Here is a 15,553-nt window from a genome sequence, read left to right on the forward strand (position 1 = left end):
CCATATCCTCTTCCACGATACGCGGATGAAGATAGCGATAGACCGGCCGCCAGAGGTGGTCATCCGGGACCAGCAGGGCAGCGTCGAATCGGCAGGAACAAAATCAGGCCGCCACGCCCCATCACGAGACGAGCAGCCTGTGCCATGCGCAACGTGGAGCTCTTCTCACTCGAGGAAGTCCTTGAGCCGCTTGCTTCGGCTCGGATGGCGCAGCTTGCGCAGCGCCTTCGCCTCAATTTGGCGGATCCGCTCACGCGTCACGCCAAACACCTTCCCGACTTCTTCGAGCGTTCGCGTCCGGCCGTCATCGAGTCCGAACCGCAACCGCAACACGTTTTCTTCGCGCTCCGTGAGCGTATCCAGCACGTCCTCCAACTGTTCCTTCAAGAGCTCGTAAGCCGCCGCATCGGCTGGAGCGGGCGCCTCGTCGTCTGGGATGAAATCGCCGAGGTGGGAGTCGTCCTCCTCGCCAATGGGAGTTTCCAGTGACACAGGTTCCTGCGCGATCTTCTGAATCTCGCGCACCTTCTCCGGCGTCAGATCCATCTCCGCGGCAATCTCCTCCGGCGTGGGCTCACGCCCCAATTCCTGAAGGAGTTGGCGAGAGACGCGGATCAGCTTGTTGATGGTCTCCACCATGTGCACCGGGATGCGGATGGTCCGCGCCTGATCGGCGATGGCCCGCGTGATGGCCTGCCGGATCCACCACGTAGCGTAGGTGCTGAACTTGTAGCCCTTCCGGTAGTCAAATTTCTCGACCGCCTTGAGCAAACCCAGGTTGCCCTCCTGGATCAGGTCGAGAAACAGCATGCCGCGCCCGACGTATCGCTTCGCGATGCTGACGACAAGGCGCAGGTTGGCTTCCGCCAAGCGCTGTTTCGCCTCTTCGTCTCCCTGCTCGATGCGCTTCGCGAGCTCAATCTCCTCTTGGGCCGACAAGAGCGGCACCCGCCCGATCTCCTTCAGGTACATCCGCACCGGATCGGAAATCTTGACGCCAGGCGGAACGGAGAGATCGTCCAGATCGTAATCTTCGTCCTCGCGGCCGCCGCCCTCGTCCCGCTCGTTCACGACGTCGATCCCAAGCTCCGCCAGCTGCTCGAAAAAGTCGTCCATCGCGTCGGCGTCTATGTCGAACGCGCTGAGCCGATCCGAGATCTCCTCATATGTCAATGAGCCTTGCTTTTTGCCCAGCTCAATCAGTTGTTGTTTGGCTTCCTGAAGGGTGATACCCTGATCCTCGTCACGGATTTCGTCATTCGTCTTCGCCATGTTCCCCGCCTCCTTTACCCCATTCGGCGCAACCCGTCATTCGGCGTGGAGCGCGCGGGGCTGCTTCATGGTTGCCATCTGGCTCTGAATCCACTCCACTTGCAGCTTGATCTCTCTACTCTTCTCTTGATCGCCAGCCGCCTCGGCCTCGTTCCACGCGCGCACCTTTTCCTTCAGCTCCTGTTCCAACCTGAAGAGCTCGAGCGCCCTCAGGTAATCCTCCACGAGCTCCGCCGTGATCTCCGGAGGCTCATCAAACAGGAGCGACGACGCCAGGCGAACCAACTCCTCATCCTCGAGGCGATCGATGAAGGCCGAGGGCGGTTGTCCCGGCTGCTCGAGCCGCCAGGAATACACGTGCGACAAAAGCGCCGTGTGCAGCGGATGGGCGAGCTCGGTCACGCCCTTCTCCATCAAGTACTCTGCCGCCTCCTGGCTGAACAGTGCAGCTTGGAGAATGCGAAGGCTCACCTGATCCTTTCCCTTGGCGGCGCGCGGCGAGTTCACCCAAGGTGCGACCTCTTCTCTCGGAGGAGAACGACGCCTTAAAGGTTTCGCGAAACCGCGCATCTCCTCCTTCAACGTTTCGACAGAGAGGTTAAATTCCTGTGACAAATTTCGCAACTGATATTCCTGCTCCACTGGACTCGCTCGCTCCGCGAGCAGCCGAAGCACCTGGCGCAGGAATTCGGTTCTGCCGGCAGGGCTCACCCATTCCGCTCGAGCGCGCATATCCTCGATCAGGAACTGAACTGCGGTCCAGGTCGATTCGGACAGCATGCGTTCAAACGCCCGCGCGCCGTGCGCCCGGATGTATTCGTCCGGATCCATACCGTCCGGCAGCCGCAGCACCACAGGTGTGATACCCGCCTGCTCGAGGACGTCGATGGCGCGCACTGTCGCCTTGCGCCCGGCCTCGTCGCCGTCGTACGCGATCACGACCTTGTCGCAGTCGGCCTTCAACAACTGGGCCTGTTCTTCCGTCAGACTGGTGCCGAGCGTCGCAACCGCACACTCGATGCCCGCCTGCGCAACCGCCAGGACATCCATGTAGCCTTCGAGCAACAGCGCTCTCCGCTCCCGGCGAATCGCTTTTCGGGCGCGATGAACATTGAAGAGCATCCTACCCTTGTGAAACAGTTCATACTCAGGAGAATTCAGGTACTTGGGCTTGGCATCGTCATCGAGCGCCCGCGCGCCGAAGGCGACGACCTGTCCTCGCCGATCCGCGATCGGAATGATCACGCGGCCGCGGAACCGATCCACCAACTCGCCGCCGAGATCCACCGCAAGCCCACAGGCAATGAGCTCCTCGGCCGAGAAGCCCTTCTGCTGCAGGAACGACATCATGGCCCGTCCGGACGGGGGCGCGTAGCCCAATTGGAAGGTCGCCATGGTCGTGCGGGAAATTCCGCGCGAAAGAAGATAGTGAAGGGCTTGCACTCCAGCATCTGTATTCATTAGAATGTGGTTGAACGCTTTTGCAGCGAGATCATGCGCCTGCCGATACCGCTCGAGCCTCGGCGAGCGAGGAGCGGGCGCGTGGAGCGCATCGGGCAGAGGGATGCCGCATCGCTCGGCGAGCAGTGTCACTGCCTCGGCAAATGAGATGCCCTCGATGTCCATCAGAAACCGGAATACGGTGCCGCCAGCCCCGCATCCGAAACAATGGTACACTTGGCGTTCGGGTGATACGGAGAACGAAGGCGTGCGCTCATTGTGGAACGGGCAAAGACCGACATACGAACGCCCGGATTTGCGCAAGGGCACATATTCGCTGATGACTTCGACGATGTCGACCTTCTGGCGCAGCGTATCAATGAACGTCTCGGGAACGTTCATCACTGCACCCCCTATCCGGCGTCGCCCACGGTTGCCTCGTCTCGGGTGATGCGCCGGTGCATACTCATGTATTCTACAATGTAGGACACTTTCCTCCTATCCGCAAAAAGTTGTCTCTTTCTCGACATGGTTCGACAACCAGGCTTCTCTCGAAGCTTGTGGCGTCCCCGGAAGCGAGCTTTGAGACATGCCTAGTATCGACGCCCCAAGTCAAATTTATCCTCTTCTCCATCCCCGAATCAGTTTATGGTTCCCGTATGGCGCTTATGTGTCGAGATCGCGCCCATCCTCGGCAGGAGGGTGGGGTAGCGACGCCACAATCTCGTCGAGCACTTGACGCGCCCGCCCTCCCACGCCTGCAAATTCTTGAAGTTGATGTGCGAGAATGCGCGAGAGCGCATCCCGCATGGCGCCAGAAAGATCGACTCGATGAAGTTTTGCGATGTCAGCCTGGGCCAACAGGTGAAGGACGGCCGAAATCTTGCGCGGCAAGGGCCAGCCTCGAACCGCGGCTGAACCCGTTGCGCTCGCGCAATCGGCGCAGATGAGCCCGCCTTCGAACGGATCGTAGCGAGGCGCCTCGCGGGTTTCGGCCAGCGGCACGCCGCACCGGATGCACACGCGCCAGTCCGGCCCCACGCCGAGCCACGCGCATACCTTCAACTCAAACGCACGAGCCAGCACGTCCACAGGCACGTGGTCCGCCTCCAGCCCGTCCAACACGGCTACAAACTGCCGATAAGCCGCCGGGGGCGCGTCAGGTCGCTCGGGAACAGCACGGGCGGCGAGATCGCACAAATACGCGGCATACGCCGCCTTGACCACGTCCTCGTGCAGGGCGCGGCGCTGACGGGTCACCTCAGCCTGACGCACGTCGCCCATGCCTCGCCCCTGATACAGCACGTAGGTCCCTTGCACACACAGCTGCGCGGCCGCCGACAGCCGTCCGGTCGGCCTGGCCGCCCCGCGCGCCATGGCCGTCACGAGCCCCGTTTCCGTCAGGAGTGTCAGGATGGCGTCGCGCTCTCCGTAGCGCACGACGCGCACCACGACGGCCTCTGTCGTCCATATCACCGTCACACTCAGCCCTTCAGCGATGCCTGGAAATGCGAATCCTCTTGGAGCTTCTCTTCCTCCGCCGGTTGTTCGTCGTCCGTGAATTGTTCTGCCTGCTGACAGGCGCGATACAGGAGGTACGCGTACACATCTCCGGTGAGCTCGAATACCTTCCACGTGATATCACGCATCGGCATCGTCTCCCTTCCGCTCCGCGGACTGCATTTCCATGACTGTAGTCTGCCGTGCCACCCCGCCCGTATACCCGGAATCCCCTGGAGGCTTAGCCCTCGCGGTCAAAGCCGAATTGGTGCAAGAGCGCGGGCTTATTCCGCCAGTCTCGCTTCACCTTGACCCACAGCTCCAGGTAAATTCGGTTGCCAAACAGGGCCTCCAATTCATGTCGCGCCATCTCGCCCACGCGCTTCAACATCTGGCCCTGCTTTCCAATGAGGATGGCCTTTTGACTCTCGCGCTCCGTGTAAATCACCGCGCTCACGTAAAGCGTGTCCGACGACCGCCGCTCCATGTGTTCCACCGCCACCATCACCGAGTGCGGCACTTCGTCGCGCGTCAACAGGAGCACCTTTTCCCTAACGATCTCGCTGATGATGAACGACTCCGGTTGGTCCGTGATCATGTCGTCCGGATAATACTTCGGCCCTTCGGGCAGCCGCTTTTCGATGATCTCGGCCAAAAGATCCACTTGCTCGCCTCTGAGCGCCGAGATGGGCACGTATTCGTCAAAGGGCCGAAGCGCCTGATACTCCTCGATGCGCTTCAGCACCAGCGCCCGATCCTCCAGCGCGTCCACCTTGTTAAGCGCGAGGATCACAGGCGTCCGCACGCGCTCGAGCTGCTTCGCGATTTCGTGTTCTGTGGGATGAACGGGCGAAGAGGCGTCCACGACCATGACGATCACGTCGACCTCGTTCAGCGTCTTGAGCGCGGCGTCGACCATGTACTCGCCGAGCCGATGCTTTGGTTTGTGAATCCCCGGCGTGTCGATGAAGATCATCTGCGACGTCTCGGTTGTGCGTACGCCGCGGATGCGGTTGCGCGTGGTCTGCGGCCGGCTCGACATAATGGCGACCTTGTGGCCAACGAGGGCGTTGAGAAGCGTCGACTTGCCGACGTTTGGCCGGCCGATGAGCGCCACAAAACCAGACTTGTATGTCATCCCGTTTCCCCCTCCTTTCGAGGCCGTTTGATCTCGATGTCTGCGCGGTAAGGCCACAACCTGAACGCCCAGACTATCGCCAGCCACACCGTGACGAGCGCCATCGCGCCCAGGTTGTGGCGGCTCCAGAGCCAGAAGTGCCAAGGCCAGTTGGAGGCGAGCAGCCACGTCGCGATGGCGAGCGCACCCAAGGCGACGAATGTCACAGCGCCGCTGGCCACGTCCTTCGCCATGCCGGCAACCGGGTGTTCTCTCCAACCTGAAGCCACGTCCACGGCCAATTCGATGGCCGTATTGAACAACTCGGCTGCAAACACGCACATCGACACAAACACCGTGATGGCGGTCTGCGGCAAGTTGGGCCGCAGGCACCACTCGACGATGGCGAGGCAGGTGAACAGCCAGACGTCCCTCTTCAAATTTTTCTCGGTGTGGAAAGCGTAGACCACACCGCGCAGGCTATATGCCACCGCGCGGAGAAACGGCTGTGCCATCGGATCGGTCATCATCTGCCGGCCCTGCCCCGCGTCCTTCATGGGTTCACCGCCCCGCCGCCTACAATCTCGGAAGCCCGATGCCCTGTAAGATCTCCTCCTGCAGCCCGAACATCTCGCGCTCGCCCGCCTCGTCCTCGTGATCGTATCCATTCAGGTGCAAAAACCCGTGCACCAACAGGAACGCCATTTCCCTTTCCAGGGAATGACCGTAGGCCTCCGCCTGCTCACGGGCGCGATCCACGCTGACCACGATATCCCCCAACATCGGCTCCACTTCGTCGGGATCGGCGAGCGCCTCCCCCTCATTCATCGGAAAGGACAGCACATCCGTAGGCCTGTCCACTTGCCGGTACGCCCGGTTGAGCTCGTGGATCGCGTCGTCGTCCACAAACAGCACGGAGACCTCGCCCTGCACGCCGATGCGCTCGGCCGCGACCTCGAGCACGCGCTCCACGAACGCCTGGGCGTCGCCATACGGCGGGGCGAGGGGCCAGTCTACCTCGCAGGTCACATCGACGGACAAACGGTTCACTTCGCCACTTCCTTCTTCAGCTTGTCAATATCCGGATATTCAATGCGCGCGTGATAAATGCCCTTGAGCGTCTTCATGAACGCGCCGACCATGGCGTCGAGGTCCTGCAGCGTCAGGTCGCACTCATCCAGTTGGCCGTCCTGGAGGCGGTCCCGGATGATCTTGCGGATGACGCCCTCCACGCGGTTGGGCGTCGGCCGCGACATGCTGCGGACCGCAGCCTCGACCGCATCGCAAATCATGATGATGGCGCACTCGCGCGTCTTGGGCTTCGGACCCGGATATCGAAAGTCGTCCAAGCGCACGGTTCCGCTCTTATCCTGCTCCTTGGCCTTGTGATAAAAATACCACAGAATGGTCGTGCCGTGATGGGTAGCGCAGATATCCTGAATCGGCTTCGGGATCCCGGCCTTGCGCAGCATCTCGAGTCCGTCCGAGACATGGGACGTGATGATGAGGTGGCTGAGACTTGGCGCCACCTTGTCGTGCGGGTTTTCCTTCGTCATTTGATTCTCCACAAAGAACATGGGCCGCTTCGTCTTGCCAACATCGTGATAATACGCCCCGACACGGCAAAGAAGCGGATCGGCCCCCACGAGTTCCGCCGCGGCCTCTGCGAGATTGCCGACGATGAGGCTGTGGTGGTACGTTCCAGGCGCCTCCAGTAACACCTTCCGCAGCAGCGGATGGTTGGGGTTCGAAAGCTCGAGAAGCCGGATGGGCGTGAGGAGCCCAAATGCCGCTTCGAAGAAGGGCAAGACGCCCATCGTCAAGATGGCCGCGAAAATGCCGTTCAGCGCGGCCAGGCCCACGTGGAGCGACAAGGCGTGAAGGTCCGAGCCACGGTTCTCCTCCAGGAGATACAGCGCGATCACGGTACCCATGTTCACCGCGGAGACGATGAACCCCGCGCGCATGAACGTGGCACGGCTCGTGACGCGCGCGACGCTGTATGCGCCGGCGAGCGAACCCACGAAGCCGTAGAACACGAAGTCGTAGTTCATGCCGAACGCCGCCCCGAGCAGAAACGAGAAGAAAAACGCGGCCACTACCGCGAGCGACGAGTCCATCATCACCGTGATGAGCATCGCGCCGAGCGAAATGGGCAGCAGATACGGCGTGGAGGTGGGCCCCCCCGCTACCACAATCCACTTGGTCACCGCAATGAGGATGGCCATCAGGACGAATACGAGCCCCAAGATGCCCAGCATCAGATTGTCCAGCCGGCGCCTCGGTGCCCTCCGCTCCACGTAAGCCGCGAGCATCGCGACCGAGAGCGCGATGAATAAGGCAAATCCGACCCCCACGCGGACGCTCGGATACGCCGAATACAGGCCCACGTCCTTCAGCTTGCTGATGACGTCCTGGGTGACGACCTGATTTTTCGCGACGATCACGTCGCCTTGGTGGATAAGAACCGGCTGTACGCTCTCCGCCGCCTGCTCGCGCGCCTCCTGAGTCGCCTGCGCCTGATACACCATATTCGGTCGGAGCACACTCACGGCGGTATTCTGGACAATCAAGGCCTCGTCGCGATCCAGCCCGAGATTCAGGTTGACAATCTGGCGATCCACGAGAAGCATCGACTGCTGCATCGAGTCCGCATAAAAGGGCTGGCTCAAGATGGCCTGCACGACTTTCGCGCTGTCTTTCTCCAACGCGTCGAGCCGCGCGGGCGGCTCGCGGAGCATCCGTTCCAACGTCGAGCTGGACAGTCCTTCAGGCGCCACCCGCCTCACCGCCGCCAGCCGCTCGGCGGGCGTCAGGTTTGGATTCGAGGCGGCCGTTTTCGCCGCCTCGAACAGCGTCGCCAGCTGCTGCAGCGCATCCGTGAGCACCTGCGGCGACTGCGCGTACTGCTTCGGGACCTTCGCTTCAGCCGCCCTCCGCTTGGCCGCCGTCGCGGCCGTGTCCACGGCCGTCACCGGTGCCACCACGGTGGTCGGACTTACCTCTCCGACCTTGAAATGGTAGCGAGGCGGCACCATGCTCGACGCGAGAATCGCGAACAAGAAAACGCCAAGACCCGCGTAGATGAATACGCGGATGCGCCGGTTGTGGCGAAAGGCGTCGTCGTCCAACCAGCGGCGAATGGCGTTTCCCCATCCTGTCCACTTCATGACCGACCTGCTCCTTGCGCTCGAGGCAGGGCCTCAGCCCTGCCTCGCCTGATCTTGTGCATATGCGTCGATGATTTTTTGAACCAGATGATGTCTTACGACGTCCGACGGGCTGAACGTGTGGAAGGCGATGCCCGGAATCCCTTTCAACACGCGCTGCGCGTGGACTAAGCCGGATAGCCTACCCGCAGGAAGGTCAATCTGCGTCACATCGCCCGTGATCACCATCTTCGAATGGAATCCGAGGCGAGTTAAAAACATCTTCATCTGTTCAATCGTCGTATTCTGAGCCTCGTCGAGGATCACGTAACTGTCCTCGAGCGTGCGCCCGCGCATGTACGCGAGGGGCGCAATTTCGATATTGCCGCGCTCGAGCGCGCGGATGACCTGCTCCTGACCGTAAATGTCGTGCAGCGCATCGTACAGCGGCCGCAGATACGGGTCCACCTTCTCCTGGAGATCTCCCGGAAGAAAGCCGAGTTTCTCCCCCGCTTCGACAGCCGGGCGCGTCAGTACAATCCGCTTCACTTCTCCGCGCTTCAGCGCCATGACCGCCATTGCAACGGCAAGATACGTTTTTCCCGTACCCGCCGGTCCGACGCCAAACACAATATCGTTGCGGCGGATGGCGTCGACGTACCGCCGCTGCCCCAGGGTCTTGACCCGGATAGCCTTCCCTTTGTACGTCGTGCCAATTTCGGTCGTGTAGACGTCGATGACGTCGTCGAGATCGCCCGCATGCGCCATTTCAATCATATATCGATAATCCGATTCACCGAGTTGCATCCCGCGGCGAACCAAGGTGGTGACCACGCTCAGCAGGTGCTGAAGGCGTGAGACCTCACTTTCGTCACCCACGAACTGGATCTCCGTGCCCCGCACAATCACTTTCGCGGAAAACGACTGACTGAGCAGGTGCAAAAGCAAGTCGTTCGGCCCGAGTGCCTGCACCGCTTCTTCATTCGTCGGAAACACCCACTTCTTCGTCGCCGTCTGCTCAGCCAACGATGCACCATCCCCGTCCTTACGATTGCGCCGCGCCTTGGGACTTGGGCAAGCCTCCAATCTCCGGGATGGGGGCTTTCGCGCCGATGTCCTGCTGGACGCGCGTAAGTATGGTCGCGTATAGAGTACCACGCTCGAGACGCTCCTGTAAAATTGACTGGCCCAAAATGACCATGTCTCCGCCGGCGAGGGACCGGACGTCGGAAGCTGCCATGATGAGGGCCTCGTTCCGGGCCGCGGCAGCGTCCACGTGCCAAACCGAGGGCTTGACCTCGTAGAGCGTGGCGTGCACCCACTGCACGGGCAATCTCCATTTTCCCAAGTGCCAGTCGGTCTCGCGATCACGCTCGTACACCGCCGCAGGTGCTTCTTGAAATCCCCACACGCGCAGCCGCGCGCCACCCACTGCGAGGTACTCGCGCGAGACCGAAGCGCCGGTCAATCCTTGTGATGAAATTTGAAGCGGGATGGACACCTCGGACGTGTACCAAACCTCGGCGAACACGTGCCCGCTCGCGGGTACGCTGGGGCCGCGATCCGTCAACAGCCCCGAGATGAGCACCTGCCCGGGGTAGACGAGCTGATGAGGCTTGACCATCACGCGCCCCCGCGACGCCTGCACGTCGAGGATCACGCCCGGACGCGTGGCGACAATGTTACACGGCTGTTGACTTGCTTGGGGCACGCCCGGAATCTTCGGAATCCCGCGCACGACGGCGACCGAGCCCTTGATTTCCACACCCACCCACACGTAATTCGGCGCGCGAGCCACCATCCGTTCGGCGAGTTCGGCGGGCGGCGCGAGGTGCGACTTCCACTGGCCGACCTGAAGCCCTGCATCTGCCGCGGCCTGCCTCAACTCTGCCTCTTGGTCCTCGCCTTCCGCGCCCACAATCTCGACGCGCCACACGATGGACGACAGCGCGTAGAGCACGGCCACGAAGGCCACCGCTCCAACCGCAAACGCCTTCCGCTTTGCGAGGCGCCTCCACAGAAAGGGCACACCGTGGCGCTCGACGACGCAAAACCTCACGCCATAAGCCCGCCTCGACGCCATGAGGTGGCGAAGCGCGTCCGTACTCACGCGAAGCATCACGCCGTCCGCCTTGAAACGGACGTCCCGCACCACGACACCCTGACGCTGCAGTCGCGCGACGAGCTGTCCCGCGCCCGGCCCCGTCACCCAGAGCGTCGCGGATCCCTTCAAGAACCACTCTAGCCGGGAGTCGCTCATCGCAGGCCACCTCCGAAGCTCAGGCGGCGAACGCGCCCCACGGCGTGAATTTCCCGCTCCGTTACGAGCTTGATGACAAACGACTCGCCCTCGATCTCGACGACGCGATCGCCGAGATCGCAGGAGATGCGATCCGGCGAAATCTCGAGCAACGCCTTCGCGCCCTCGATGGTGACGTCGTCACCCACGATGGTTACGCGAGCCACGGATTCGACAGCGTCGGGCGGGAGGCGGAGCAGATCCCCCGCGCGCCGCTTGATTGAAGACGTCCATCCCGGCATGGCCGATTCCTCCCCCTGGATGACTATGCGAGACAGGCTCGCGTTAACACCCGTGGGGATGTGCCGGTGAAATGAACGGAGGAGCCGTCCTCAGCGAACGGCTCCTCGTATTTTCAGATCTTCATCAACCCTTCAGGCGAGCAGGCGCTCGACAATTTGCTGGACGCGCCGCCCATCTGCCCGCCCGCGCACCGCCGGCATCAGCTCGCGCATGACTTTGCCCATGTCGGCCTTTCCGGCAGCGCCGACCCGCGCCATCACGTCCTTGGCCAACTGTTCGATCTCGTCGTCACCGAGCTGGGCCGGCAGATAGGACTCGAGCACCGCGATCTCCTGCTCGGCCTGTTCGATGAGATCCGTCCGATTCGCATCCTGAAACGCCTGGAGGGAATCTCGGCGCTGCTTGATCTCCTTCTGAATGACGCCCAACACGTCTTCATCCGTCAGCGCTCGGCCCAATTCGATTTCGCGATTTTTGGCCGCCGATTTCACCATCCGGATGACCGAGAGCCGGACCTTGTCCTTGTCTCGCATCGCCTGTTTCAGGTCCTCATTCAGCTGATCAAGGATGGCCATGATGCTTCCTCCCGATTCGCCTCAGTAGCTGCGGCGGCGCTTGCGCTGGGCTGCCTGGGCCTTCTTCTTTCGCGCGACGCTCGGCTTTTCATAATGCTCGCGCTTGCGAACCTCCGCCAACACGCCATCGCGGGCCATCTGCTTCTTGAAGCGGCGCAGCGCGCTGTCGATGGACTCATTTTTGCGCAGACGGACTTCCGACATGAGATCCCCTCCCCCCGGACACATCAGTTGTGGCCATTATAGTACAGCAGGAAATGCTCGTCAAACACGAATGCGCCCGCGGTGGACGGCATAGGTTGTCCTAGAACGGGAGGGAGGCGTATGATCACCCACATCCTTGCGACGTGCCTATCCCTCGTCGCCTTCCTCGGTGGCTTACGCCTCATGCGGTCCGGCTTCGAGCGCATGGCCGAAGGGCGCCTGGCGCACCTCATTCGGATTGCGGCCTCGACGCCCACGCGCGGGATACTCACAGGGGCCGTGAGCACTGCGCTGCTTCAATCCTCGGGGGCGGTGACCGCCATCACGGTCGGACTGGTTGCGGCCGGAAGTCTGGACTTCGCGAGCGGCTTAGGACTCGTGCTAGGAGCCAACGTAGGCACCACCGTCACGCCGCAGTTGCTCAACCTGAATCTCTGGGGCATCGTGCTTCCCGCCCTCGCGGCGGGCCTCATGCTCTCCCTCTCCCCCAGACTCGAGCGCCGGCCGCTCGGCGAAGGTCTGGTGGGATTTGCCTGCCTGTTCATCGCCCTGCAGGCGCTCGCCGCCGCGCTCCATCCGCTCGCGACGGCGCCCTTCTTTCACGAGGCGCTGGCCACAGCCGGCCGCCACATCCTCTGGGCAGCCCTCGCGGGTTGCGCCCTGAGCGCGCTCGTCCAGTCGTCCACGGCCACCACGGTCATCGCCATGGCTCTGGTCGGCGGCCACATGATCCCCCTGGAAGGCGGCATTGCCATCTCACTTGGCGCCAACATCGGCACCTGTCTCACGTCCGTCATCGCGGCCATCGGCACACCGCGCGCCGCCCAGCGCATCGCGCTCGCCCACGTGCTCCTGAACAGCATGGGCGTCGCCGCGTTTCTCCCGGTCCTGCATCCGTTTGCGAGCGCGGTAGCGGCCCTGTCCTTTTCACCGAGCCAGGCGGTGGCGAACGCCAACACCGCGTTCAATATCCTCTGCACGCTTGCGGTCTGGCCTTTCACGCGCCCCTTCGCGCGGTTCCTTACCTGGATGCTGCCCGACGCACGCACGACCTAACGTCCTCACGCCTCGTCCAACAGCTTAAGCGCGGACGATGTGCCGAGCCGATCCGCACCAAACCGTAGCAGGTGGCGCGCGGCAACCGGCGTGCGAATGCCGCCGCTCGCCTTCACCCCAGCGCTCCCCGCGACCGCGACGGCCATCATGGCGACGTCGGCTGGACGCGCGCCCGCCTTGTGGTAACCCGTCGACGTTTTCACAAAGTCGGCGCCCGCCGCCGCCGACACCAAGGCGCCCTTAATCACCGCGTCCGGCCCGAGCGCACTCGTTTCCAGAATGACCTTCAGCGGCACGGACGGAAACCTGAGTCGCGCCACCTCCGACACCGCGCGCACAGCCTGCGCATACGTCCACACGTCCCCCTCGGCCAGCGCGCCGATGGGCCCCACCATGTCGATCTCGTCCACCCCCGCGGCAACGGCCTCGAGCGCCTCCTGGCGCATGGCGTTGACCGCCTGCGTCCCGTGCGGAAATCCGATCACGGTGCACACCCGGACGCCGCTTGCCGCCATCGCTTGCTTCGCCAGAGACACGTGGCGCGGAGAGATGCACACCATCGGAAGGTTGTGTTGGATGGCCTCCAGACACAGGTTTTGCACGTCGATCTCGCTCGCCTCTGGCTTCAGCAGCGTCGACTCGATGGCCGCCCTCACGGCGCCTTGCGTCACCTCGCGAGGCAGCTGAAGGCTCTGTGGTTTCGGCAGAGGCAACTCTGGGAAGGTCACGGCCAACTCCTCGCGGCACGCCTCCACCAGTTTCCGAACGACAGGCTCTGCCTCGCGCCACGCCGCGACCAGATCATCCCACGGCTCGTCCGGCCCGAGCGCCCGCCACGCCTCCTCGAGCCGCGAATCTCGCCACGTGAGAAGCGCCTCCGCCTTCTGAAACGCAAACCGCCAGTTCGCGTAGCCGCGCTCGTCGTGGCGCCGCCTCGCCTCGTCCCACGGCAAAAAGTACGCCCCGTTCACTTCCTCGGCCTGGTGCACCGGCTCGGAGCCGTCTTCGGCCACCATGAGAAAGAGCCGAACCTGCTTGCGCACCGGCTCGCCACCGCGCTCGATGAGGTACTCCACGCGCCCGATGTCGCCCGCGATGCGCGCGATGACGCCCGTCTCCTCCTGCACCTCGCGCAGCGCCGCCTGCTCCCACGACTCGCCAGGCTCGAGATGGCCCTTGGGAAAGGAGACCTTGCCGTACTGATCGTCAATGAGGAGCACCTCGCGCGCGCCGTTTCGCTCGCGCACCACGACGCCCCCAGCTGCCCGCTCCACGCGTATCGTCACGACGTCATCCGCCCCCATTCCATCGCCTGCTCTTCGTCAGGGAACGTCACCTGCTCGAGAAACACAGCCCGGTGCACGCCCGGCCCGACGCCCGTCATCCGGACGCGGATGACCTCGCCGACCATCGACTCCAGCGGCACGCCGGAAGGCGCCTCAAACGCCACGCGGAGGTAGTGCCCGTCGTATCCCACGAGCATGCGGGACGCCTCAGGCAGGTGGCTGTACGCGCGGCGCGCCTCGTCGTCCGCCGAGGCGAGCGGCGACTCCGCGATGACCTCGAGATCCCGCCCCACGAACGATGCGGCGTACGCCTGGCGGAGCTCATCTCCGAGCGCGATCATCCGCGCGACGCGCGCGCGCTTCACGTCCTCCGGCACCTGATCCTTGAACTTGTACGCCGCAGTGCCCCGCCGCGGGGAGTACGGAAACACGTGCAACTGCGCGTACCCCTGCGCGCGCACAAACGCGTACGTCTCCTCGAACTGCTCGTCCGTCTCGCCCGGAAACCCGACGATCACGTCCGTCGTCACGGCGAGATCGGGCAAACGGCGGCGAAGCTCCCGCAGCTTGTCGGCGTACTCGGCCGTCGTGTAATGCCGGTGCATCCGCCGAAGCACTGGATCGGAGCCCGCCTGAAGCGGGATGTGCAGATGGGGCACCACCTTCTTGGACGCCGCGAGCACATCCATCAGCCGATCGTCGATCTCGCTCGCCTCAATCGAGCTGATCCGGATGCGGAACGGCAGGTCGATGCGCTCGAGATCCATCAGCAGATCCGCCAGGCGATAATGCTCAAAGTCCTCGCCATAGCCACCCGTGTGGATGCCCGTGAGCACAATCTCCCGATAGCCGGCCCGAGCCAGCTTCGTCGCCTGAAGCACCACGTTCTCCGGCTTGCGGCTGCGGATGAGCCCCCGCGCGCGCGGGATGATGCAAAACGTGCAGAAGTTGTTGCAGCCGTCCTGGATCTTGAGGTTGGCCCGAGACCGCTCCTCGAAGTACGGCACATCGAGCTCGTCGAACTCGGTCGCCTTCATGATGTTGCCAACCGCGAGATACGGCTTCCGCTCCGCGAGGACGGCCTCGACGTGATCGACGATCTTCGACTTCTGGTCGTTCCCCACGACCAGATCCACGCCCTGAATGCGCGCGATCTCGTCAGGCGCAATCTGCGCGTAACAGCCCGTAACCACCACGACCGCGTCCGGATTCGTGCGCACGGCGCGCCGGATCATCTGCCGACTCTTCCGATCGCCCATGTGCGTGACAGTGCACGTGTTGACCACGTACACGTCTGCCACGCTGTCAAACGGCACCTGCGTATAGCCGCGCCGCTTGAACGTCTGCCATATCCCTTCGGTGTCATAGAAGTTCACCTTGCAGCCCAAGGTGTGAAATGCCACCGTCGGCAC

16 protein-coding genes are annotated in these 15,553 nt (G+C 62.9%); 1 reads left to right on the top strand and 15 read right to left on the bottom strand.

All coding sequences use genetic code 11. From position 1 onward, the window contains the following. Positions 1-165: 165 nt before the first annotated feature. From rpoD to rpsU, 13 genes are all read right to left on the bottom strand, one after another. A complete protein-coding gene (rpoD, locus tag TC41_RS09615) occupies positions 166-1,272 on the bottom strand; it encodes an RNA polymerase sigma factor RpoD (RefSeq protein WP_014464845.1) in 1,107 nt (368 codons plus the stop codon). Positions 1,273-1,308: 36 nt separating this feature from the next. After that, positions 1,309-3,114 (bottom strand): DNA primase, encoded by a 1,806-nt coding sequence (dnaG, locus tag TC41_RS09620; protein WP_041695294.1) that lies wholly within the window; start codon positions 3,112-3,114, stop codon positions 1,309-1,311. A 264-nt stretch (positions 3,115-3,378) separates the two neighbouring features. Continuing rightward, positions 3,379-4,194, bottom strand: a complete 816-nt coding sequence (gene recO, locus TC41_RS09625; RefSeq protein WP_014464847.1) for a DNA repair protein RecO — start codon at positions 4,192-4,194, stop codon at positions 3,379-3,381. 2 nt (positions 4,195-4,196) lie between these two features. After that, on the bottom strand, positions 4,197-4,361 hold the full coding sequence (locus TC41_RS15905; RefSeq protein ID WP_081462324.1) for a YqzL family protein: 165 nt from the start codon (positions 4,359-4,361) through the stop codon (positions 4,197-4,199). A gap of 92 nt (positions 4,362-4,453) precedes the next feature. Continuing rightward, positions 4,454-5,350 carry a GTPase Era gene (gene era / locus TC41_RS09630; protein WP_014464849.1) on the bottom strand — a complete coding sequence of 299 codons (897 nt, stop codon included), beginning with the start codon at positions 5,348-5,350 and terminating at the stop codon, positions 4,454-4,456. Then, positions 5,347-5,886, bottom strand: coding sequence for a diacylglycerol kinase (locus TC41_RS09635; RefSeq protein ID WP_014464850.1), 540 nt, complete (start codon positions 5,884-5,886; stop codon positions 5,347-5,349). Before TC41_RS09635 ends, era begins: the two co-directional genes overlap by 4 nt. A gap of 19 nt (positions 5,887-5,905) precedes the next feature. Beyond that, a complete protein-coding gene (ybeY, locus tag TC41_RS09640) occupies positions 5,906-6,379 on the bottom strand; it encodes an rRNA maturation RNase YbeY (RefSeq protein ID WP_014464851.1) in 474 nt (157 codons plus the stop codon). Then, a complete protein-coding gene (locus TC41_RS09645) occupies positions 6,376-8,499 on the bottom strand; it encodes an HD family phosphohydrolase (RefSeq protein WP_014464852.1) in 2,124 nt (707 codons plus the stop codon). Before TC41_RS09645 ends, ybeY begins: the two co-directional genes overlap by 4 nt. A gap of 33 nt (positions 8,500-8,532) precedes the next feature. Beyond that, entirely contained in the window at positions 8,533-9,504 is a 972-nt protein-coding gene (locus TC41_RS09650) for a PhoH family protein (RefSeq protein WP_014464853.1), read from the bottom strand. Between the two features lie 19 nt (positions 9,505-9,523). Then, the gene (locus tag TC41_RS09655) at positions 9,524-10,738 is read right to left on the bottom strand and encodes a sporulation protein YqfD (RefSeq protein ID WP_041695295.1); all 1,215 of its coding nucleotides are present in this window, start codon (positions 10,736-10,738) and stop codon (positions 9,524-9,526) included. After that, positions 10,735-11,019 carry a YabP/YqfC family sporulation protein gene (locus TC41_RS09660; protein ID WP_014464855.1) on the bottom strand — a complete coding sequence of 95 codons (285 nt, stop codon included), beginning with the start codon at positions 11,017-11,019 and terminating at the stop codon, positions 10,735-10,737. Before TC41_RS09660 ends, TC41_RS09655 begins: the two co-directional genes overlap by 4 nt. Before the next feature lie 132 nt (positions 11,020-11,151). Then, the gene (locus TC41_RS09665; RefSeq protein ID WP_014464856.1) at positions 11,152-11,595 is read right to left on the bottom strand and encodes a GatB/YqeY domain-containing protein; all 444 of its coding nucleotides are present in this window, start codon (positions 11,593-11,595) and stop codon (positions 11,152-11,154) included. Between the two features lie 21 nt (positions 11,596-11,616). Further along, positions 11,617-11,799 carry a 30S ribosomal protein S21 gene (gene rpsU, locus TC41_RS09670; protein ID WP_008337132.1) on the bottom strand — a complete coding sequence of 61 codons (183 nt, stop codon included), beginning with the start codon at positions 11,797-11,799 and terminating at the stop codon, positions 11,617-11,619. A 120-nt stretch (positions 11,800-11,919) separates the two neighbouring features. Here rpsU and TC41_RS09675 point away from each other — a divergent pair, with 120 nt between their 5' ends. Next, positions 11,920-12,855 (top strand): Na/Pi cotransporter family protein, encoded by a 936-nt coding sequence (locus TC41_RS09675; protein ID WP_014464857.1) that lies wholly within the window; start codon positions 11,920-11,922, stop codon positions 12,853-12,855. Positions 12,856-12,860: 5 nt separating this feature from the next. On the opposite strand, the gene deoC is transcribed toward TC41_RS09675, so the two are convergent. Both deoC and mtaB read right to left on the bottom strand, forming a co-directional pair. After that, a complete protein-coding gene (gene deoC, locus TC41_RS09680) occupies positions 12,861-14,159 on the bottom strand; it encodes a deoxyribose-phosphate aldolase (protein ID WP_014464858.1) in 1,299 nt (432 codons plus the stop codon). Continuing rightward, positions 14,138-15,553 (bottom strand): tRNA (N(6)-L-threonylcarbamoyladenosine(37)-C(2))-methylthiotransferase MtaB, encoded by a 1,416-nt coding sequence (mtaB, locus tag TC41_RS09685; protein ID WP_014464859.1) that lies wholly within the window; start codon positions 15,551-15,553, stop codon positions 14,138-14,140. The genes deoC and mtaB overlap by 22 nt, the downstream gene beginning before the upstream one ends.

The sequence above is a fragment of the Alicyclobacillus acidocaldarius subsp. acidocaldarius Tc-4-1 genome, from assembly GCF_000219875.1.
Lineage (GTDB): Bacteria > Bacillota > Bacilli > Alicyclobacillales > Alicyclobacillaceae > Alicyclobacillus > Alicyclobacillus acidocaldarius_A.

Excerpts from the sequence above, each read along its gene's own strand:
- rpoD (WP_014464845.1), bottom strand. The coding sequence starts at position 1,272 with ATGGCGAAGACGAATGACGAAATCCGTGACGAGGATCAGGGTATCACC.
- rpsU (WP_008337132.1), bottom strand. The coding sequence starts at position 11,799 with ATGTCGGAAGTCCGTCTGCGCAAAAATGAGTCCATCGACAGCGCGCTG.
- dnaG (WP_041695294.1), bottom strand. The coding sequence starts at position 3,114 with ATGAACGTTCCCGAGACGTTCATTGATACGCTGCGCCAGAAGGTCGAC.
- TC41_RS15905 (WP_081462324.1), bottom strand. The coding sequence starts at position 4,361 with ATGCGTGATATCACGTGGAAGGTATTCGAGCTCACCGGAGATGTGTAC.
- TC41_RS09635 (WP_014464850.1), bottom strand. The coding sequence starts at position 5,886 with ATGAAGGACGCGGGGCAGGGCCGGCAGATGATGACCGATCCGATGGCA.
- TC41_RS09645 (WP_014464852.1), bottom strand. The coding sequence starts at position 8,499 with ATGAAGTGGACAGGATGGGGAAACGCCATTCGCCGCTGGTTGGACGAC.
- TC41_RS09660 (WP_014464855.1), bottom strand. The coding sequence starts at position 11,019 with ATGCCGGGATGGACGTCTTCAATCAAGCGGCGCGCGGGGGATCTGCTC.
- era (WP_014464849.1), bottom strand. The coding sequence starts at position 5,350 with ATGACATACAAGTCTGGTTTTGTGGCGCTCATCGGCCGGCCAAACGTC.
- TC41_RS09655 (WP_041695295.1), bottom strand. The coding sequence starts at position 10,738 with ATGAGCGACTCCCGGCTAGAGTGGTTCTTGAAGGGATCCGCGACGCTC.
- TC41_RS09675 (WP_014464857.1), top strand. The coding sequence starts at position 11,920 with ATGATCACCCACATCCTTGCGACGTGCCTATCCCTCGTCGCCTTCCTC.
- deoC (WP_014464858.1), bottom strand. The coding sequence starts at position 14,159 with ATGGGGGCGGATGACGTCGTGACGATACGCGTGGAGCGGGCAGCTGGG.
- TC41_RS09665 (WP_014464856.1), bottom strand. The coding sequence starts at position 11,595 with ATGGCCATCCTTGATCAGCTGAATGAGGACCTGAAACAGGCGATGCGA.